Source organism: Kordiimonas lipolytica (genome assembly GCF_001550065.1).
Genome location: NZ_LRUB01000020.1, coordinates 15,682 through 36,460 on the forward strand (window position 1 = coordinate 15,682; position 20,779 = coordinate 36,460).

The 20,779-nt window shown below is 48.9% G+C and carries 14 protein-coding genes; 9 read left to right on the top strand and 5 right to left on the bottom strand.

Annotated features, from left to right (window positions below):
* Nucleotides 1-272: 272 nt before the first annotated feature.
* The 4 genes from KORM41_RS21850 to KORM41_RS10415 form a co-directional block, all read right to left on the bottom strand.
* The gene (locus KORM41_RS21850) at nucleotides 273-650 is read right to left on the bottom strand and encodes a hypothetical protein (protein WP_156431942.1); all 378 of its coding nucleotides are present in this window, start codon (nucleotides 648-650) and stop codon (nucleotides 273-275) included.
* Nucleotides 651-747: 97 nt separating this feature from the next.
* Entirely contained in the window at nucleotides 748-1,716 is a 969-nt protein-coding gene (locus KORM41_RS10405) for a DNA/RNA non-specific endonuclease (RefSeq protein WP_068147278.1), read from the bottom strand.
* 394 nt (nucleotides 1,717-2,110) lie between these two features.
* The gene (locus KORM41_RS10410; RefSeq protein WP_068147281.1) at nucleotides 2,111-4,387 is read right to left on the bottom strand and encodes a S8 family peptidase; all 2,277 of its coding nucleotides are present in this window, start codon (nucleotides 4,385-4,387) and stop codon (nucleotides 2,111-2,113) included.
* Nucleotides 4,388-4,414: 27 nt separating this feature from the next.
* Entirely contained in the window at nucleotides 4,415-5,566 is a 1,152-nt protein-coding gene (locus KORM41_RS10415) for an AAA family ATPase (RefSeq protein ID WP_068147284.1), read from the bottom strand.
* A 772-nt stretch (nucleotides 5,567-6,338) separates the two neighbouring features.
* On the opposite strand from KORM41_RS10415, the gene KORM41_RS10420 reads away from it, so the two are divergent.
* From KORM41_RS10420 to KORM41_RS10460, 9 genes are all read left to right on the top strand, one after another.
* Nucleotides 6,339-6,998, top strand: coding sequence for an AroM family protein (locus KORM41_RS10420; RefSeq protein ID WP_068147286.1), 660 nt, complete (start codon nucleotides 6,339-6,341; stop codon nucleotides 6,996-6,998).
* Between the two features lie 98 nt (nucleotides 6,999-7,096).
* Nucleotides 7,097-9,823, top strand: coding sequence for a LuxR C-terminal-related transcriptional regulator (locus KORM41_RS10425; protein WP_068147290.1), 2,727 nt, complete (start codon nucleotides 7,097-7,099; stop codon nucleotides 9,821-9,823).
* Nucleotides 9,824-10,022: 199 nt separating this feature from the next.
* The gene (locus KORM41_RS10430) at nucleotides 10,023-11,648 is read left to right on the top strand and encodes a hydantoinase/oxoprolinase N-terminal domain-containing protein (protein ID WP_082719851.1); all 1,626 of its coding nucleotides are present in this window, start codon (nucleotides 10,023-10,025) and stop codon (nucleotides 11,646-11,648) included.
* Nucleotides 11,635-13,749, top strand: coding sequence for a TonB-dependent receptor (locus tag KORM41_RS10435; RefSeq protein WP_068147291.1), 2,115 nt, complete (start codon nucleotides 11,635-11,637; stop codon nucleotides 13,747-13,749). Before KORM41_RS10430 ends, KORM41_RS10435 begins: the two co-directional genes overlap by 14 nt.
* Before the next feature lie 96 nt (nucleotides 13,750-13,845).
* Nucleotides 13,846-15,150 (top strand): cytosine permease, encoded by a 1,305-nt coding sequence (locus KORM41_RS10440; protein ID WP_068147294.1) that lies wholly within the window; start codon nucleotides 13,846-13,848, stop codon nucleotides 15,148-15,150.
* Nucleotides 15,147-15,872 (top strand): aspartate/glutamate racemase family protein, encoded by a 726-nt coding sequence (locus KORM41_RS10445; RefSeq protein ID WP_082719852.1) that lies wholly within the window; start codon nucleotides 15,147-15,149, stop codon nucleotides 15,870-15,872. The genes KORM41_RS10440 and KORM41_RS10445 overlap by 4 nt, the downstream gene beginning before the upstream one ends.
* A gap of 31 nt (nucleotides 15,873-15,903) precedes the next feature.
* Complete coding sequence (locus KORM41_RS10450; RefSeq protein ID WP_068147299.1) at nucleotides 15,904-17,031, top strand: DUF917 domain-containing protein; 1,128 nt, start codon at nucleotides 15,904-15,906, stop codon at nucleotides 17,029-17,031.
* 9 nt (nucleotides 17,032-17,040) lie between these two features.
* The gene (locus tag KORM41_RS10455) at nucleotides 17,041-18,864 is read left to right on the top strand and encodes a prolyl oligopeptidase family serine peptidase (protein WP_068147301.1); all 1,824 of its coding nucleotides are present in this window, start codon (nucleotides 17,041-17,043) and stop codon (nucleotides 18,862-18,864) included.
* 638 nt (nucleotides 18,865-19,502) lie between these two features.
* Entirely contained in the window at nucleotides 19,503-20,111 is a 609-nt protein-coding gene (locus KORM41_RS10460; RefSeq protein ID WP_156431943.1) for a hypothetical protein, read from the top strand.
* Nucleotides 20,112-20,443: 332 nt separating this feature from the next.
* Here KORM41_RS10460 and KORM41_RS10465 read toward each other — a convergent pair.
* Nucleotides 20,444-20,779 (bottom strand): ATP-binding protein (locus tag KORM41_RS10465; protein WP_197420904.1); only part of this gene is annotated, 336 nt, incomplete at its 5' end.

Consider the following 20,779-nt stretch of genomic DNA (forward strand, 5'->3'; position numbering starts at 1 on the left):
GCAAGCTTTTACACTCAGCACGAATGGAGTTGGGTAGAAATCGCCCTATCCGGTCCTCCTCAAGGATGTCGGTCAAGATTCTGAACGCTTCTTTCGCAAAGAATTCCTCACCATCCAAATACAGGGGCCCATGATTTTTGCAGTACCAAGCATCGGCTTGCCCATATGAAACCGGTGCATCACAAGAAGTTGTCGCTCTGCCTTTCGTCACCTTTGCCTTGCAGGTCCTGCTCGCTTTTGACATACCAGATAACGCCAATTTTTAGAGGCACTTACTTTGCAGCCAAAGTTGCACCATGGGTGCAAGCATACATGGCTACAGCATGGGTCGAAGACCCTTCAACCAAAGGCCCCATGCGAGGAGAAGGTTTTGATCTCTCCATGCTTTCAAGGGTTTCGCCATCCCCTAGATATTTTGCAGTTTGGCTTCTGCAATCCACCAGCCGCTTGGCATAGCTTATTCCAGATTTTCCAGTTCGCTTTGTGACGATCTCAAACATGCCATCCGCACGTTGTGTGACATCCAAAACTTCGTATCTGGCAGATGGATCGGCAGAAATTTGCAGAGGTGGAAAGTTCTGAGCCTGGGCTTGCGTTGTGAGCAACGCAAAACAGGATGTAACGACGGTTACTTTAGAAGTACTTTTCACGCCTGTTTTCCTTTCGATTCTATGGGTACGGGACGCCTGTTGATTCAGCCCCAGTTTGCAGTAGATCAGGTTGAGACCCTAGTGCTGTCACGCCAGTCTATCTACAGCTGCTGCTAAAATTCGCCCGACCTATGGACAGATTCCAATCATATCCGTCCCTACTTTCCCGAACCGTCGTCATATCGATGTTTGGGTAGAGGTCTAGCCCTGACGCAGTTTCTACCTCAAGCATAGAGGAGATGGCGGCTTGAACCTTGGGTTTTACGTCAGCCCAATTGACACCATTGTCATCATTGTTATGTGGCAGCTTGAAAGTAATCGCATGCCAAACGCCATTTTCCTGTCGCAGGAACGTTTTGAAGTAATCGCTTGGAACAGCAACGCGCTCTTTACCGTTGTTGCTCTTCATGTACATCGCGGCAGTGTCGTCGTCTCGACCAGGGAGGCCATCTCGATCAAAGATGGCACCGGAGGTGACTAGAATATCACCATATTTCTCGGCCCAGATGCGTGTTAGGTGCTCCAATGAAAGCCATATGCCACGGTTAAAACGGCAATGTTGTGGCGACATATTTGACATCATGTAGGTGTTGATCTGCTCAGTGAGGTCATCCTTCAGGTCAGCATCATTTGTCATGTGGCCCTGATCGTAGATTGGTTCTTTATAGTCGGAGGTTGAGGCTGCGTTGGTGCGGCTAAGTCGCGGATCTTTGCGAAAACAATTTACTCTGTCTTTGCCTGTAGCGCCGGCAATATCATTGGCCGTCAGGCGATATGAAACCCAAAGAGCTGTTCGAAGGTCACCGTCATGGCCAAGAATATATCCGTTCTGGAACAGCACCTTTTCGTTATTGGCTGAGATGGTGGTCACCGGCACGCCGAATGGTGCGTGCCTGGTAGCAATCTGCGATTGGACAGTTGCGTCAGCCTCAATAGCTTTTAATTGGTTGTTTGCCGCTTGTTTTTCTGCAGCGGTACAGTTGCGAGAAGCTGCGCTCGCGGAAGTGCTCGTGAGTGTCAGGACAAGTAAAGCGCTGAAAGCAAGCCGAGAAACATAGTCCCCCATCGGAAAGTCCCCTATAGCAGTTCAACCCCTAAAGTTGAACGCTATACGATTTCTAGTAGAATTACTAACGCAAATCTTTGGAAAGAATGCGAAAACGAAAAGTGGCAACCTTAAAAGGTCGCCGCTCCGCTGGTAGCTCATGATCGCTCACAGGCGATCCCGCCTTACTGACAAAACTCAGTCATCCCACCCATCTGTCAGCGTATAGAATTGATCCAATCGCTTGGCAGGCAAGCTCTGTCCTTGGGGTATGACTATGAATCTCATGTTTAAAAAATTAACCGCTCATTTAGTTAACTGAATCATTAGTATCAGGTGTTGGAGAATGATGAATGGCCTTTAAGCTTACGAAAACTCATACGATACGGCTAAAGAAGGTGCGATGAGAATTGAGTCATTGGTCGGCCTCCACTTCCTCTTCGATGGTGGTTATTAGCTCTTCGACATTGTCTGCCATCAACTGACGAAATTCATTGTATGTATCTGCCCGAGGGTTGCTGCTTTCGAGTGTTAGTGCGAACGAAACCTCGTGCATTTCATCTCGAATCTCGTCAGGATCAAAAATAAATTTGTGCCGCCAATATATTCGTCCCCCAATCCTGAGAAATGGCTTCTCTGGATCAATATGGGGACCATTATTCTCGGTGAATGTTGCCTCGAAGCAGCGCGTGGGTTGCCATTTTGCATACTTTGCTCTTGCCACTCGTTCCAAAACTTTGGATTCCATAGGTTCCAAAATGTTGGATTTGGTCCACTCACCTTCATGGTAACTCTGGATATTCGCCTCAAAGCGGGTAGCAATATATTTGTCACCTCGTCTCTGAACCCTTGGGCGAAGGATAGATACGAGCTTGATTCGCCCAACAAGCCGTCCGTTTTTGATCATACTTGGTGGTATAGCGATGGCATTCCAATAGTTCCTTTTCTGGGCTTTGATGGACTCCGTCCATGCAAGGATGACTGATGTATCAGTGCTAAGCCAGGGCGGGCCTTCCGAGTTGGGGGTGCCAAACCCCCTGTGGGGACAATACTGCTGGAGGTCGGATGCATTTATCATCAGGGCTCTCACCAAATCTGGCGTAGGGTCTACAACATTCTTGAAACAATGTGCTGCCAGGCGTGAGATGAGGGGCGTTGCGTAGCTGGTACCTGTTTCATATTGCCCCCCTAATACTCGTTGTTTTGAATACCAACTAAGATCTGGCTTCGTCATATAGTCCGGGCCGTAGGCGGTTCGTGAAATTGGACAAGGATCACCAGGCTCGTTTAGTAGAGCGGGTAACCTTCCAGACACGACCAGCGCCGCTTCGCAATCTGCAGGTGGAGCAATGGTACCGAGAGTGTTTTCAGGTTTGTTGCCCGCAGAAATCACCAATAGTCGATTGTGTTTTCGGGCTATTTGCGCGAGCAGGTGGCCACCTTGGCTTACGTCGAAAGTTGATGCCGGATGATCAAGGTTTGCCGACAAGTTCCACACCATTGTATCTGGGTGCGCCTCCATAGCCTGATCAAGAGCTTGAGCAATTGACTCAATCGTGACGATTTCAGGGCTCGATCTTTTCGGTATCGCTTGAACTATTCCCAATCGGCAATGCAGCTCTGGAAGTGGCAGATGATTGTTCCATGCATGTCCATCAACAATGATAGAACATACTTTGTTTCCATGGGCCCGGTCGGCTGAATGATCTGGGACGATTTTTGGACCTTCCCAGGTTACCGCGTCCCGGTATCTATTGGCGTGATACCCGCCGTCAATCACTGCAACCGTCGGATCATGTTCTGTAACATTGAGCTCAAGTGAGGGTTCTTCTCCTTCCCCCGGAGGCGCGGGGGCAAATTTTGAGAGAGGCTCCCACCTGACGACGCTACCACTAAGCATAAGTCGCTTTAGGTCGCCGACCTCTCTAAAGCCCATAAGCAATGTGAACTGACTATTTTTGCGGGCTGGCAACTTCGACAGCAGATCGATGCTGTTGTCGACATCCAATAGAACTTGTCGCGATGAACCGATTGGCCCATCGACAACGCTAGATGGCTCTGTTTCAATAAGTTGTTGTGGCGTTGCTGGAGATAATAGTTGAGACGAGCCGGATTGAATGTATTTGGACACGTGCTCTAGTGTTTGAGCCGTTGCCTCCTGGGTACTGTAGGATGGAGTTTGAACTCGAAATAACTTCACGCCGTCTATTGATAGCAGGCTTTCTCCGTCTGCTCCAGCAGGGTCGCATTCCTCAACTAGCGCGTCCGGGAAATATCGAATGGCGTTGATATTTGCTATATCAAACTTGATTTTGTCATTCGAGGCTTCGCGTATTCTTTGAGTGATTTCAGTTAACCCAGCTTTGGTCACTTCGACGAGATAACCATCTCTCCATGGTGCTCGTATCGATATATCATTCGAGGAGAGAAATAGGTCATTGGGTGTCTTTGTGACGCTGTACGCATCATTTTGCATTTTCACCCATACTATCAACCTTCCGTCAAAGAGCGTGTATTCAGGAAAATTACTTAGTAGGAGGGAGGTTTGCTCTAGTAACCTAGGTTGAAGGCGCCGAAATCTTGCTGCAAGCTCTTCGGTGAGGTTTTTGCCTCTCGCATCAATGCCATGCTCTTCATAATCAACAACCAGCTTGAGCGCGGAGTTGCGAAAAACGCCGTGAGTATCTGCCATATATCACCCTGAGTTTAGGGTGTACCATTATTTGGTGTTTTTGTAAGATTTCAACAACTTTGATACAGATTGCTTCGATACGCCGGCAAGTTTGGCAATCTGAAGCTGGGTCAGTTTGTGCTTGTCATACAAAATCCAATAATACTTGGCTGCGATGTCGCCAGACAGTGCTTGGAAGTTAGGCCTACAAATCTCACTTGGTGAGCTGTCGAGTATTGATCGAACAATTCCCATTATTTGTATTTCTGACTGCGTAACTATCGCTCGTCGTCTCGCGGCAATGGAGATTTCCCGAATATCTGAGCCAGTAAGACCATCAGAGATTTTCGCAATTGCTGCGACATGGTCGTGATCAATGTCTTGAAAAAGATAATGCTTCCAGAGTTCTTGGCGCATTTCTGAGTCTGGTGCAGCAATTTCATACTGATACGGGAATCGTCTCCAGATAGCTGGGTCCAGCATATGGGGGTGGTTAGTGGCGGCAATCACAACTGCTTCGTGATCAAGAAGGTCTAGGCCTTGCAAAAGAGCGTTTACCACTCGTTTGAGTTCCCCAAGCTCTTTATTGTCGTCCCTCTTTTTGGCTACAGCGTCAATTTCATCTAAGAACAGTACAGCTCCACCGGCTAAGGCATATTCGAATAATGAACGAATATTTTTCGCTGTGTCGCCGAGTAGAGATGAAATAATGGTGTCGAGGCGAATAGTTAGAAGGGGCCGACCAAGACGCATAGCGATATGGCCCGCGATCAAGCTTTTCCCCGTTCCAGGCATGCCGTGGAGCAGAATTGCATTTCGTGCCCCCAAGCCTTCTTTGGCTAATTGGCTGGCATAGCCGATTTCTTGCAAAACGATTTCTAGTTCCCCGGCAAGGCTGTCAGGCAATATCAAAGGGTCGGAAGGCCAATCTTCTTTTTGAAGTAAGGGAAATCGACTTTTAAGGTCGACTGGGAGCTTCTGAGGATCGCGTAGAGGGCGGAGTTCGATGGGTGACCTATTAAGCAAGTCATGGATCTGCACCGCAATTTTTGACTTTTGCGTGCCTTCGTATAATTTAGCGATCTCTGAAGCGGCTTTGCGAAGCTTTACAGTGTCTCCTTCGAGAGCTGCAAGAAGGATTTCATCGGCGAGGCTAGGCGCTGTTACATTATTCTCTTCAGCGTACGCACTTCCGAACATATTATGCCCCCTTTTCACGGTATAGACGCTATTCCAGAGATTGAAAATGCCTCAGGAATCCAAAGCCCGGCTTGAGAAAATGTCCTCGTGCCGGGCTGTCATTAGAGTCAACCAAATTCGGCAATTTGTCAATAAAATTGCCGAATTGGTCAACCGAAATTTGGGAAAAAGCCAGGATTCAGAAGATTGAGTCAACTAAGCCTATGGCGAGAGGGAAAGTGTCGGGAAAGTGGTCGGCCTGGATCGTGAAGAAGGTGGCAATTGGCATTGCTGCTTGGTCTTTGCTGGCGCCAAAATATTAGCAAGCGCCTTCCCTCAATTCCGAAACAGGGTCGCGGGCACTATTTGCTAAGATTTCCAAAAGCCTACCCCATTCATCCGCAAACCTACCCATTAGAGTGCTGGCAATGAACCGTTGCAATGTTGATTATATTTCCACTCCTCTCAACGTTTCATTAGTCATTCCAGCCCTGACTTTTGAAGCCAATTGGCTGGCCGGAGGAGTGTCGGTGTATAAGGTTGTGTCCCCCCAACCCTCCCATCGCCATTGCAAGACGGTGTACCTCTTTCCATGCCGTTTGTTCTTCCGGTCAGCCACCTTTTCTGCTTTTGGAGGGTCATTGGAGAGCGAGGTTTAGGTCTTGGCCTTTTAAAGCAGAACCTACCCTTGCACTACCCTCCTCAAAAATTGTCTTTATCTAGCGCGGCGTCATACTTGTTCGTGTGCTGGCGTCCAAATCGACCAGTTTGATTGAATAAAAGGTGTAGGATTATGATCACAATCTGGACGATTGGTCAGGGAACGCGGAAGGACCTTTTACTGGAGTGGCAGTCGCTGCTGCCGAAGCATGTACAGGTGGAGGTCAGAGGCGCACTGGACGGCCTTGTGGGCACTGATATCGCAGCCCAAGCACCGGAAGTAGGGGACACTCCACTCTTCACTGTTTTGGCAAATGGGAAGCATGTAATTGTAGGCCATCAGAAGATTACCAAAAGGCTTCATGCTTTGTTGAAAGAACCAACACAATCGAAACAAACGATTAACGTTCTGGCTTGTACCAGTGATTTTCCCGTTCTGTATAAAACGGGCTTGATAATGCCTTCGCGGGTTGTGCCTGGTCTTATTCGGTCTGTTACAGAGGGTAAGCGTGTAGGGGTGTTTGTTCCCTTGCTCGAACAAGTGCCTGTATGTGAGAATAGCTGGAGGATGGCCGGCTTGAATAAGCTAAACGTGTTACCACTCCGGCCAGACTCAGATTCTCAAGCTATTAGTACAGCTGTGGCCGAGATGGCAAAATTTGAGCCCGATATAATTGTTTGTGATTGCTTTTCATTCGGTAGTGACGTCAAGAATTTAATAGCATCGGAACTGAATTGTTCCGTCGTGTTGCCCGTGACTCTTATGGCTAGGATAGTTGGTGAGCTAATATGATATGCTGCGGGACCCAGGTCTAGTAACTGCCTTTCTCTCAGGAATTGGCTCCTTTGCCTGAGTGGAATGGGAGTACTTATGCCCTTTGGAAGGATGAGATGACAGCTGAAAAGGCAAATTTTCTTACTGGACATGAAGCAAGCCATAAGCTCCATGCTGCAAAGCTGTCACCGCCAAATCATGCTATCAACTTGGTGTCGCGCCAATGGATGGATAGCTTCATATTTGAAAATCAGTCCAAAAAGGCTGTCATTCTACGAGCCCCTGCGGGTTTTGGGAAAACATCTGTTGCAAGCCAATTTTATCATGCGTTGTCAGAGAATGGCTTGAATTGTGTGTGGTTGTCGCTGGATGACAACGACAATGTGACGGAGACTTTGCTTTCCTACTTATTTAGGGCCCTTTCCCAAGAATGTGTTGGCCTTTCCGATGTTTCTAAAGCCAGTATTGCAGCCTTTTCAGGTGCCTCCGAAGCCGATCTGGTCTTCCTCTTACAGGAAGTGCTGGAGGATATCGATGGGCTTCTTTACCTGTTTCTCGATAACGCAGAAGTGTTGGAAAAGGATGCGATGGAAAAATGCATTCAGCCAATATTGCAAGTGCGGAATTCTGGAGTGCGCTTAGTTATTTGTAGTCGTTCCAAGCCTAGCCTGAAGGTTTCAAAGATTCGAGTGAAGGGGTTGCTACAGGAAGTTGGCCCGGATGAATTATCGTTCTCGAAAGACGAGATAAAGGCAGTCTTTTCTGGGGCCATATGTGATCAAGAAGCAACCCAAATCTTTCGCAGAACAGAGGGATGGCCTGTGGCGGTGCAAGTGCTTAAGCAATGGTATGTCCACAACGCAAGTACGTCTTCAATTCTAGAACAATTCAATGGAGCGCTTGAAGAGATAGCTGAATTCCTGGCGGAGCAAATTCTACTTGGATTGGATGAAAATTTGCGTTCGCTACTAATGCGGACTTCCATTTTTGACGAGCTTACAGAAGACAAGGTCAATTTCGCAATGGGAGAGCTTGGCTATTGGAGGCAGCTGCAGTCTATCCAGGGACTCGATGCATTTGTCACAAAAGATGCGAAGGGAAAAGTTGTACGTTTTCATCCCCTATTGAAGGACTATCTCCGGTTTGAATTTGAACGGAAAAATCCTGACGAGTGGACAGAGCTTCAGGAAAGTGCCGCAAGGTGGTGCTTTGCCCGAGAAAACATTGTCTCTGCGATCAAACATGCCCGCCAAAGTAAAAAGCAGCTTTTGGTTGGAGAACTAGTGGAAGACGCCGGCGGGCGTGAATTGTTGTTGCGTGTAGGGTGGGCAAGGCTGAAGGAGGTGGATCGACAACTGACTGACAGCATTTTAAGGTTGTTTCCAAGATTGCAGCTAATGCGCTCGATCATCTTGATGAAGGAGGGCAAGCTTACCAGTGCTCGTCAGCAATTTGAGAAAACTCGTCAATTAACCAATTCTTTTCAGCAGGACCGAGACGGAGGAAATATCGAGAAACTTCGCCTTGACGCGTCATATGTTGATATGTCGCTGATGGTAAACGAATGTAGAGTATGTTTGCCTGAAGAATTTGATCGAAACATTGCGACAATTTCGAGATTGGCTGATGAAGATCACACTCTGCAAGGCAATATCAATACGCTGCTTTGCATCAACAATCACCAGAGAGGTCTTCTGGGGACCGCAGCGGAATATCTTCAACGTGCCCAGTTTCATTATAGGAATGCAGGCTCAACTCACGGGGAGATTTTCTGCAATATTCACCAAGGAACTATGAAGTTTTTGCAAGGGAGCCCCGAATATTCCCGCAACAGCTATAAGGCAGCTCTATCTTTAGCGCGTAGGTCCTTCGGAACAGACAGATCCAAGTTGCAGCTCATTGATCCATTAGTTGCAGAAATTGACTATGAAACTAATAACATCGCCGATGCAGCACATCGGACCAATAAGATTCTTCAATGCGTGAATAAAACAGAAGGCTGGCTGGACATAGTGTTGGCGGGATTTATGACTGCCAGTCTGGTGAGTTATCTACAGTCTGGGGCCGAAAGTGCTTTGGACATGGTTGATGCTTGCGTGTGCGAAGCCGATCGACAAGGCCGAGGTCAGTTGAGGAACAGTCTTGCTTCACTGCGGAGCAGTATTTTGGCACGGGCAGGGCTAATAACTTCTGCGCGCGATGTGTTGATTTCAGAGGCGATTACTTTTGAAGCAGTCGTCGCAAAATTTGGCCAAGCGTCTTGGCGAGAGGTTGAGGCCAACATGATTGCAATTCTTGATGTTGAGAGCAGAGATAGTTCGGGAATGGTTGGCTTCGTGGAAGCCAATGGAATGGTACTTAAGTTTTTTGAACAAGGTCTGATACGCCCTTTTATACGCGTTGGAATTCTTACATGTAAGGTTGGCTTCGATCAGGGGCATATTGAGGAGAGCTACGAGCTGTTTGACCGAGTGACGGAAAAAATTGTGTCAACAGGATATGTGCGCCACCTGATCGATGAGTATTCAGTGCTCTCGGAATTTATTGCTGCCAGAATCGCGGACGATAACTCAAAAGTCTCCCCAGATATATTGCGACAGGTTGAATACATCATTGAACTATGTTCAGAGCCTGCTCATCCTGCAGTTTCTGAAATTTTAACGAAGCGAGAACGGGAGGTGCTGAGGTCGCTTTCTGAGGGCAATTCGGACAAACTTATTGCTCGTGAACTGGGTGTTTCCAACAATACCGTTAAGTTTCATGTTAAGAATCTTTATAGGAAGTTGGGAGCAAACAATCGAGAACATGCCTCCGAAATTGCCCGAGACTTGGACGTTTTGTAACAGTCGCCCATAGAAACTAGCGCCGTTTCTGTGCGAAAGCTTACCCCACCCATGGATCTATTTCCGTTCGGCGCTACCCCACCCTTAATACCTTAAAACCTACCCCCTGGCGAGATTGCGAACGTTAGAACACTGCGTCACGCTTGACGAATGTCTTCCGAAGTAAATCGGACAACTAATTAGTCAGGCGAGCAAGTGTATGCGAATTGGTATTGATGTAGGTGGAACTAATACAGACGCGGTCTTGATGGATGGCAACAAGGTTGTCTCAAGCATTAAATCCCCTACGAGTGAAAATGTTAGCAGTGGTATCGTGCAGTCCACTCGTGCCGTGTTGGATGCGGCGGGAATAGGTGTCGATCAGCTAGAGTCTGTGATGATCGGCACGACGCAATTCACCAACTCGTTTGTAGAGCGAAAAAATCTAACGCCGGTAGGCGTAGTGCGAGTTGGTTTGCCGGCTGCAGCTGGACTGCCCCCTCTGATGGATTGGCCAGGCGACCTGAAAGCCTGTCTCAAAGACCAAATCCATATGGTTCACGGCGGGCATCAATATGATGGTCGCGAGAATGTACCGCTCAATGAAAAGGAGCTGCTCTTAGCAATTCGTGACATGCGAGCAGCAAGGGTGCCCTCTGTTGCGGTTTCATCGGTCTTCTCTCCTGTGAATAGTGCGATGGAGTTGAGGGTTGAGGAGATCATCCTGAATGAAATGCCGGATGTGTCGCTGACCTTATCCCATCGAATAGGGAAGCTTGGATTAATTGAACGCGAAAACGCGGCGATCATGAACGCGAGCTTGGCAGTGTTTGCAAAGCGAGTTGTGACGTCATTTAGGCAAGCCCTTCAAGAGTTGAATGTCAAGGCTCCCTTCTTCATTAGTCAAAACGATGGCACGTTGATGTCAGCCGAGATGGTTGAGCAATACCCAGTTCTTACCTTTGCTTCAGGCCCTACCAATAGTATGCGCGGCGCTGCATTTTTGACAGGTGTCGAAGATGCTCTCGTTGCTGACATCGGGGGGACCACAACAGACATCGGAATGTTGCGGAACGGTATGCCACGAGAGTCTTCGGTAATTGTTGATGTAGGAGGTGTGCGAACGAATTTTCGCATGCCTGACATCATTGCCTTGGGTGTCGGTGGGGGTAGTCGAGTTCGAGTTGGAGAGCAGGTTACCATAGGCCCTGACTCTGTAGCAAAGAACCTGCTCACCCAAGCCCGGGTTTTTGGTGGGGGCGTACTGACTGCGACAGACATAGCTGTTGCTGCGGGCTATGCCGATGTTGGCAACCGCGCAAATGTAGCAGATCTCAAGTCAGTCGACGTGGTCGCTTGCGTGGCGCGTATTCATGCTGCGGTTGCTGCCGGTGTTGAGAGAATGAAAACCAGTGCAGCTGAAGTGCCTTTGATCCTCGTTGGAGGTGGCGCGATATTGATTTCTCAAGACCTGCCTGGGGTATCGGAAGTAATCAAGCCCCAGCATGCGGACGTAGCAAATGCGATCGGAGCATCCATCGCCGAAGTGGGTGGCGAGGTCGACAAGGTGTTCTCCTATTCAAAAATAGGCAGGGAAGCAGCCTTAGCTAGTGCCAAGCACTCAGCTATTGAGGCGGCGATCGGTGCTGGCGCTGATCCGGCTCAGGTAAGGGTAATCGAATTGGACGAAATTCCGCTTGCTTATGTGCCAGGGGGTGCCGTTCGCATCCGGGTCAAGGCAACCGGCAAATTGGCAGAATTGGGGCGCCCAAGCTCAGAGGGGCCTAAAACTGTTTTGAATTCAGGGAAAACTAGGGAAACTGGAGGTAGTCATGAAAATGTATAATTCGAAACGAGCCATGATGCTCACACTTTTGGCGGGGAGTTCGCTTGTTTTGCCCTCCTTCGCTGCACTTTCTCAGCAATCTGGCGCGAACTCCGAAGCAAATACAGATGATTTAATGGTATTTGAGGAAATCGTAGTTACGAGCCGCAAGCGATCAGAAAAGCTTCAAGATGTACCTGAAGCTATTACGGCTTTTACGGCGAGTACCATTGAAGCAGCAAAGATCGATACGTTGCGGGACTTCGTCGACCTCACGCCAAACCTGATTGTGCGCGAGACGTTCCGTTCGAATGAAACCTTTCTTACACTGCGAGGGCTTTCAAGTGCGCAAGGCGCATTGCCCCCAGTTAGCTTTGTTGTGGATGGAGTTCAGTTGGGCTCGAATGATTTTATCAACCAAGACCTGCTGGACGTGGCTCGAATTGAGGTCCTAAAAGGCCCTCAAGGTGCCCTATATGGTCAAGGCGCTATCGCAGGTGCTGTGGTTGTAACAACAAAAGAGCCTGTAGATGAGTTCGAAGCATTTGCCAAAGCATCGTACGGCAATGGCGATAGCATGCGGGTTGCTGGAGGGGTCTCAGGGCCGTTGGTGAAGGGCTCGCTTTATGGCCGTGTATCTGGGTACTATCGCGACACCGATGGCCTGATCAAGAATGTCAATGGTGACAATATTACCGCTTCAGATCAATGGTCTCTGAGAACTAGGCTTATGTACCAGTCTGAAAGGCTGGATGTGAGTTGGCGAGGTAGTGTGACCCAAGGCACGGGCTTTTGTTGTCATTTGGACCGACTGGCAAAGGACTCAAACGGGACTCCTATTGGCATTGATGACTTGGATGTGCCTGTGTCGACTTCAAACATTATCGGGACTTCTGAAGACAGGTTCTGGGATACTTCCTTGAAGGCAGACCTCGATCTTGGCTCGGTGACATTGACCTCCATTTCAGGCCTGGCACATGTAAAACAGTATGCTGTTGGTGACGCTGATTACTCGAGCGCGCCTGCAGTTATTCAGGACCTGGTATTTGCGACAGATGTTTTTAACCAAGAACTTCGGCTAACTTCAGCTGATGATGCACGGCTTAAATGGATTGCTGGTGGTTTCTACCAAAATCGTGATGAAAATCAGGATATTTTTGTAGGTGCGGAAACCCAGGGGGCAGGCCTCGTACCCGACACGATCCTGAACCTAGCGAATGAGATGGAGAGTGAATCCTGGGCTGTTTTTGGCCAGGCGAGCTACGACATCACGGATAAAATGACCTTCTTGGCAGCAATGCGATATGATCGTGATCATCAAAGTAGCGTTGACCAAAACAATTACGATGCGACGTTCAAGGAAGCAACCTTCAGTCAATGGCAACCTAAGTTGCAGCTTTCATATCAATTCACAGACGATATGCTGGCATATGCTACTTATTCCACGGGTTTCAGGACTGGTGGCTTCTCGCAGAATGTTCAATTCGATAATGAGGTGACGAAGAACTATGAACTTGGCCTGAAGAGCACATTTTTAGATCGTCGGCTGACGATGAATGCCTCTGTGTTTCACATTGATTACACCGGCCAACAATTCTCTTTCGTTATCTTTGACGGAAATGTCGCCCAGCGCGGCGTCGTGAATATTGATAGTACATCCATCAACGGAGCTGAACTGGAGGTGTTTGCCCGGCCGGTGAAAGGTCTGGAGATCAACCTCGGCCTCGGGGTGACAAGCTCGATTGTTCAAGAGGTTTCAGCCGTGGATGATGCGCTTGGTGACGTATCTGGTGCCGTCGGAAATCAGTCGCCGCTGGTACCGACATTTACCTATAATACTGGAATTACCTACACCCATCCGTTGACGGATAGCCTCGACCTGGTGGCGCGTGCTGATTATCGAAAAAGGGGTCAGTATTTCCACGATTTGAACAATCTGGTCCGCACAGGAACAAAAGATCTGATTGATGGACGGATAGCAATTGAAGCTGAGAGCTGGACCTTCTCTGTTTGGGGTAAGAACCTCACCAATGCACGATTTGCGACCCGCGTTAGTGAGTCAGCTTTGCGGACGCCAAACATGCCAAGAAGCTATGGCGTCGAGTTGAGCTACCGGTTCTAGTTGCCGGGGGCTTTGGGAGGAGTTGGCGCTCATTGCTCCTCCCAGGCCACATTAATTAGTGAAAGCGCAAAAATTTACAAAGTAAGAGGATGCGTAATGGAAATTGGCCAAGACTATGAAAGGGCAAGAGTCCCTGGAGGCGCGACGGTCAGTGGATGGCACATTGCGTTTGTTAAGATCGGCGTCATCGTGGCACTTCCGGCATTCATCTCAGGGGCAGAAATCGGAGCCTCGCTAGGTTTGCAGAAGGGTAGTCTTGCAATTCTTTTTGGGGCGCTAATTTTGGCAACTCTCGGTGCTGCAACAGCTACTGTTGCAGGAAAGACCAGATTGTCTGCATCTCTTATCGTTGAAACATGTTTTGGGGCATTTGGTGCGCGGTTTGTGAACTTGATCATAGCGTCAACTTTACTTGGGTGGTTCGGCGTTACCGTTGCTTTTTTTGGTTCGTCATTGGCAGCACTCGTTGGTTCTACGACAGGACATACCTTCCCTACATGGATTTTTGTTGTTGTTGGCGGGATGTTAATGATTTCTACTACCGTATTTGGCTTTAGCGGGCTACGGCGTTTGGCCGATATAGTAGTGCCATTACTGTTGGTGGTGATGGTTTGGTCAGCTTATAAGGTTAGCGGTATTGAACAGTTGCCTGATGCAGGCCATCCGTCGGATGTGAGCTTAACCCTTGGACTAGCTGTTTCCGCTGTAGTAGGCGGGATGGTCGTCGGTACCACCATTTTTCCTGATTTGGCGAGGTTCGCTCACAGTTCGGGTCAAGGACGATTTGCTTCTTTTCTGTGTTATGGGGCGGCAGTGCCCGTTGTCCTGATACTGTCTGCATATGCCAGCATCAAAACTGGTGAGACAGATCTCGTACAAATCATGTTTGTTACGGGACAAGGCTTTTTAGCATTGTTTACGCTCGTCTTTGCGGCGTGGACAACTAACGCAGGCAACCTCTATTCGTCATCGCTCATTTTTTCGATGCTTTTAGAAAAGGTGCCTTTTTGGCTGTGTTCGCTGGGAGCGGGCTTGGTTGGGGTTTTGATCGCGCTTCTTGGTGTTGCTGATCAGTTCATTCCTTTACTGCTTTTTTTCGGCGCAGCAATTCCACCAATCGCAGGTGTTTATCTGGCCGATTTCTTTTTCGGCTCACGCGAGAAGTATTTTCTCAAAACGGTGGGCGCTTATCGGCCTGTTAACTGGTCTGCCATGCTGGCCTGGGCGTCAGGATTTGGCCTGGGCTTGTGTACGACGAATGGCCTTTTTGTGCTTTCGTCTGTACCTGCCTGTGACGCAGTAACTGCAGGTTTCTTGTCCTATCTCTTTTTCGAAAAAATTGCGGGTTGGGGAAGAGGCAATGTTGCATCTAATTCTAAGAACAAGTTTGAGGTGAAATGATGACACATATCAGGGTGATCACGGCTCATGTGTCTCCGCGATCGAACAAAGAATGCGAGTATGAGGATTTGTGTAAAGAAGGGCATAAAGTGACATGCTCTCAGATACAAGACGGACCTCCCTGTATTGAAGGAGAGCTGCACAGTGCTCTCGCCGTGCCAGGTATTGTCAGGGAGTGTCTTGCGGCAGAAAGGGATGGGGTTGACGCAATTGTCATCGATTGTGTGGGTGATCCAGGCCTCGTTGCGGCAAGAGAAGCAGTGCGTATTCCTGTTATTGGACCAGGAGAGGCGTCAGTACACCTTGCAAGTATGCTCGCAAGAAAGTTTTCTGTTCTAGCACCGTCTCCAAATGTTGTGCCTCTCATCGAAGAGAAATGTAGGCTTTATGGATTGGAAAACCGGCTCGCTAGTGCAGTCGCTATTGATGCGACGGTTTCCGATGTGGTCTCAGGAAGCCATGAGGGACTCCTGAATCAGTTGGTTACCGTTGGGGCAAACTGCGTGGAGGAGCATGGGGCCGGTGCCTTGATTATTGGCTGCACAGGATTTGTTGGGTATGCGCCGCAGATCGCTGACAGGCTTTTGTCTCGCAAGTTAGATGTGCCGGTTATCAGCCCTCTCAGAACAGCGCTTCGCTTTGCGCAGTGCATCTCAAGCCTTGGTCTGAGACATAGCCCCAAATCATACCCATTTGCGTCAATGATCGTATCTGGACTGTGACCATTTTACTTTGATAGGAGAGGCCCCGCGTATGTCGATCGGGATTGATGAATTAGAAGATTTAGCTGTAGGCGCTGCGTTTCTTGGTACCGGTGGTGGAGGAGACCCTTATATCGGCCGCCTAATAGCTACCAAGGCAATCCAGGATTGCGGTGAGCCAACAGTATTGGATCTAGATCAGGTCAAGGATGACGATTTTGTGGTTACCGTGGCTGGCTACGGAGCCCCAACGGTGCAAATCGAAAAGCTGATCGGCGAGGGAGAGCTGGAAAAGGCCTTGGCCAAACTTGAACAGCACCTGAAAAAGAAGGTGACAGCTATTATCCCCGCCGAAATTGGCGGCAGCAATTCACTCGTACCAATTGCCCTGGCGTCTAGGTGTAAATTGCCTGTTATCAATGCAGACGGTATGGGACGAGCTTTTCCAGAGCTGCCAATGAACGTATTCAGCTTTAATGGAATTTCAGCCTCTCCCATGATTGTGACAGATGAGCATTGCAATACTGCGATTGTTGAGACTGCGTCGGATCGTACTGCTGAGAAGATTACGAGAGCAATTGCTATTGAACTTGGGTTGCGAGTGTTCATCGGCTGTTATCCAATGACAGGTCGAATGGTTAGAGAGTGTGCGATTGAGGGCACTTTGTCTCAGGCTATTGCAATAGGTCGTTCTATTCGCCAGAGGCCCCCCGGTTCCTGCGCTATTGAATCATTGATGCACTGTCTCAGTACAATTTATCCTGATCGAGAAAGCAGGGTCTTGTTTACGGGTAAAATTGTAGACGTTCAAAGAGATACCGCGGATGGATTTTCAAAAGGTAGTTTTCGAATTGAGGCATTTGGATCAGGGCAAAGCGCAGAGTTGATTTTTCAGAACGAATTTCTACGGGTTTGTGTCGAAGATAAATTGGTTGCTGTCGTGCCGGATCTTATCTGTGTAGTTGATGAAGAGACTGCAAGTCCTATTACTACGGGGGCTTTACGTTATGGACAACGCGTAAAGGTCATCGGCATTGAAGCACCTCCTCAATTGTGTAGTGAGCAAGCATTGACCTATGTCGGGCCTGAGTGTTTTGGGATGGATTTCCCTTATAAATCGATTGCGACACTTGAAGCAGAGGCAGCTGACAAGGCCCCAAAATCAGCCACTGCTGTCTAGGGGATGAAGATGCAAGCGCTTCTTGGCCCAGAAATAGTTGACTTTGATGTACTGGATGACCGTCTTGTCTGGTTAGAACGCAGGCCGGCGCGAGACGGATTGCAGGTTCTCGTAGAATGGCGAGACGGCACTGCGATAGACTTGGATGTTCCCGGCGGAGTAAAAGATACCGTGCGAGGCTATGGTAGCGGCTCCTTTTGCTTGTCTCCGGAGGGTGTTTACGCAGTCTGTCAAAAGAGCGGCTCGTTACTTTATTTGACGACCACAAACAAGGTCGAGGTGAGGGCCGACATTCCAGGAACAAAAATTGGCGGGCTTGTTTATCACCCGTATTTGGGGCGGCTATTCTTTCTTGGGGAAACGGCCGATGGGGAAAATTGTAGTACAGGGATCTACAGCTATGACCCAATATCCGGACAGTGTAACTGTTTGTGGAAAATTTCTGGCTTCATTGCTCAGCTAGCACCATCAAAAAATAGTGCTTCATTAGCCTGGATAGCCTGGCCCGAGACTGGAATGCCGCACGATGCTACCAGTCTTTGGGTGGGGGATTTTTTGTCGGAAATGGACTTCAACGTTACCGAACTGCTCCCCGCCGTTGAGGGGCGCAGTATATGCCAGCCCTACTGGAACAACGGTGATTCTCTTTGGTACCTCAATGATGCTTCAGGATTTTGGGCACTTGAGGAATATTCCGACGGTAAAACTATTCCAGTGGCGCAGTTAGCGACGGATATGGGGTTTCTTTCATCCAACATGCTTGAAAGAACGTTTACACAGGTCAGCGATGGTCGATTATTCTGCGCCGTATCCGAGATGGCCGAGTGGCATCTATCTGCTTGGTTGCCAGTGGGCGGGTCAAATAAAGCTGCATCTATTGACACTAACAATGCAGCGTTTGTCAGCATCAGAAAGATCAAAGCCTACCAGGGTGGAATAGCCCTTCTCGCTGGCAGTAGGGATCGTCCGATAAGTGTCTGGAGCTTGCAAAGGGACGCCGACCTTGTCCGGCTGTCGGCAGATACTCAACCAGATGCACAACTGCCTGTAGCTGAGTTTAGGAATATCATTTTTGAGGTTGAGCCGGGACTCAAAGGCAATGCCTTCTATTACGAAACGTCAAAGACCGGAAAAGCAAATGCTCGAAACCAACTACCACTTGTCGTAAACGTTCATGGTGGCCCGAAAGCTATGGCTACGGCCGATTACAGTGCTACCAAGGCATTCTGGCTGGAGCAAGGCTATTGTTTTTTGGACGTCAACTATCGCGGAAGCTTGGGATTAGGGCGAAGGTTTAGGCAAGCAATCAACGGCAAGTGGGGGATTGCTGATGTTCAGGACGTATGTGCCTGTGTCCAAGAAATAGTGTCAAAATGTCATATCGATCCCAAGAGAATTGTGGTGAGGGGGGCAAGTGCGGGTGGTTTGACGGTTGTCCTATTGCTTGCCCAATCAAGCTTGTTCGCCGCAGGGAGTTCTCACTATGGGGTCCTTGACCTTTTGTCGCTTGCTAAAACAACCCATAGCTATGAAAAGCATTACTTGGAATCGCTTGTTGGCTGTACAGATCAAGATGAGAGTGTCTACCGAGACCGGTCCCCGACAACCTATGCTGCGGCGCTTAAGGCCCCCCTGCTGTTGTTGCAAGGCCTTAAGGACCAAATCGTACCCCCGAGCCAAGCCTATCTATTGAGTGACCTGTTGGCCAAACACAATATGCCATATCAATTGATAGAGTTTGAGAATGACGGGCATGGCTGGGCAACACGCGAGGCAACTTTGAAGGCGCTGGAAGCAGAAAGTTGTTTTTATGAAAAAATTCTTGGTTTCTGATCTGCTGGTTGCCTTCTCTAGTGGTTTGTATTTCGAGCAATTCTCTGTTGTCGCGGAGGCCGTTGCCGCGGGTCTTGGTGTGGTGCGACGGGAATGGTTGTTGCAAGAAGCTTCTTTTCGTCGCAGTGCGCAAAGGCTCAGGTCTTGCTGAAGGTTTAGCTCAAGAATCAGCTGGAAGTGATTCAAAGGTGTCGGAAGAAATAGACAATTTTGTCGCTCTAGACGATTGCAGGCGAATACGATCTCATCGCTTTATGCAGGTTGAAAGCGTTCATAAGCTCGATGAGGCATTGGCCACAATTCTAAGCCTGCCTACTGTTGAACGCACGCAAACAGCGACCGATCTTTTCACAAAATTTCAGAGGATCGGCTAACGTGCCGAGAAAAGTATGGGCATATTGACATCTTTTAAAGCCTCCTCGGTCGATATGTTCGGAAGGCTCCGCCGCGTCGGGGTTTCGTGTATCTTTGTAGGACTTTTTTGTCTGTGTTCTTTTTCTGCCGCTTCAAGTGCCTGTGAGCTCGTCGTCAAGGACAGCCGTCAGCACGACATTCAGGTCCTGTACGAGGAATGGCCTCCTTATGTAACGTGTAATGGAAAGACCATTGGGGGGCCGGTTGTAGGGGCTGTTCGACAGATGCTGAACATTGAGGGAATCAGCTTTTCTGAACGCTTGCTGCCAAGTGCAAGGGTGTCGCGCGATGGTCTTGAAAGGGCCAATACCCTAACAGCAACATTCCTTCAAGTTGACGGTCAGCCTTCAAATATGCATCTGATTGGTGAGGTTGCGCCCAGGCTCCAGTATTACCTTTATTATAATGCTATTGCTAAGCCGAGAAAATATGATCTGGCTTTGGGTACGCTAAATGTCCTTGTGCTCGCCAACCCTCGATTGCCAACAGGCTCAAGAGTACCGGCCTTCTTCAAATTGCTCGAAGTCCCGAACTTGGCTGCGATGCAGAAGGGGCTTCAATTGGGACGCGCAGATTATGTTTTGCTCGATGCTTTGACGGCTGATTCGGTTGTTAATGACGCTGCTGTTGCAGAACTGGCGCTTCAACCGGTCCGACGGATAATGGAAGCTGGGATGTATATTGCTCTGAGCTCCACTACGCACCCCGCATTCACGGCACGGATCAAACAAGCATATAAAGACCAACGTGAGGAAATCTTTAAGGGCTATTCCAGGATCGTCCAAAATTCTGCAGCTCAAGCTGCCGAGTACCTTGAGGATCGTGAACAATAAAGCCAATGCCAAGTTCAGGCCGCACGGCTAGGCTCAGCTCAAGAAGCGGATCAAGTAGATGACTGCGGTGTGGATGCGCGACGACTATTTTAAGGCCGCTTTGTAGTGACCAGCGCAATTGGTGCCAAGACCAGTTTCTCAAGGCGTTAGGTTAGCCATAAATTGGTCCGAAAGTTTTATATATTCGCCGCCTACCTCCATTTTTTGAATAATCGTTAAGATTTGTCAAGGGCGGAGCAAAATTAGGCCATAGGGCGGCGTAAAAGTGAGCCAGTATGGATATGGTTGATATGATAGCCGGGGGCATGCCCCCGGCTATCATATTTTGGCGATCATTTTGGGTGGGGTTTTGAGCGGCTCTGCGCGAGGCGGTAGCTTTCGCCGTTCATCTCGAGGATGTGAACATGGTGGGTCAGCCGGTCGAGGAGCGCGCCGGTGAGGCGTTCCGAGCCGAAGGTTTCTGTCCACTCGTCGAACGGAAGGTTGCTGGTGATGATGGTGGAGCCACTTTCATATCGCTCGGAGAAGACCTCGAACAACAGTTCGGCGCCGGTCTTTGAGAGCGGCACAAAGCCCAGTTCGTCAACGATCAGCAATCTGTATTTGGCCAGCTTCTTCTTGTAGCGCAGCAGGGACTTCTCATCCCTCGCCTCCATCAGTTCATGCAC

What these genes read in the sequence shown, in the direction of transcription:
- KORM41_RS10435 (WP_068147291.1), top strand. Translation starts at nt 11,635, where the DNA reads ATGAAAATGTATAATTCGAAACGAGCCATGATGCTCACACTTTTGGCG.
- KORM41_RS10440 (WP_068147294.1), top strand. Translation starts at nt 13,846, where the DNA reads ATGGAAATTGGCCAAGACTATGAAAGGGCAAGAGTCCCTGGAGGCGCG.
- KORM41_RS10425 (WP_068147290.1), top strand. Translation starts at nt 7,097, where the DNA reads ATGACAGCTGAAAAGGCAAATTTTCTTACTGGACATGAAGCAAGCCAT.
- KORM41_RS10455 (WP_068147301.1), top strand. Translation starts at nt 17,041, where the DNA reads ATGCAAGCGCTTCTTGGCCCAGAAATAGTTGACTTTGATGTACTGGAT.
- KORM41_RS10460 (WP_156431943.1), top strand. Translation starts at nt 19,503, where the DNA reads ATGCTGAACATTGAGGGAATCAGCTTTTCTGAACGCTTGCTGCCAAGT.
- KORM41_RS10430 (WP_082719851.1), top strand. Translation starts at nt 10,023, where the DNA reads ATGCGAATTGGTATTGATGTAGGTGGAACTAATACAGACGCGGTCTTG.
- KORM41_RS10450 (WP_068147299.1), top strand. Translation starts at nt 15,904, where the DNA reads ATGTCGATCGGGATTGATGAATTAGAAGATTTAGCTGTAGGCGCTGCG.
- KORM41_RS10420 (WP_068147286.1), top strand. Translation starts at nt 6,339, where the DNA reads ATGATCACAATCTGGACGATTGGTCAGGGAACGCGGAAGGACCTTTTA.
- KORM41_RS10405 (WP_068147278.1), bottom strand. Translation starts at nt 1,716, where the DNA reads ATGGGGGACTATGTTTCTCGGCTTGCTTTCAGCGCTTTACTTGTCCTG.
- KORM41_RS10410 (WP_068147281.1), bottom strand. Translation starts at nt 4,387, where the DNA reads ATGGCAGATACTCACGGCGTTTTTCGCAACTCCGCGCTCAAGCTGGTT.
- KORM41_RS10445 (WP_082719852.1), top strand. Translation starts at nt 15,147, where the DNA reads ATGATGACACATATCAGGGTGATCACGGCTCATGTGTCTCCGCGATCG.
- KORM41_RS10415 (WP_068147284.1), bottom strand. Translation starts at nt 5,566, where the DNA reads ATGTTCGGAAGTGCGTACGCTGAAGAGAATAATGTAACAGCGCCTAGC.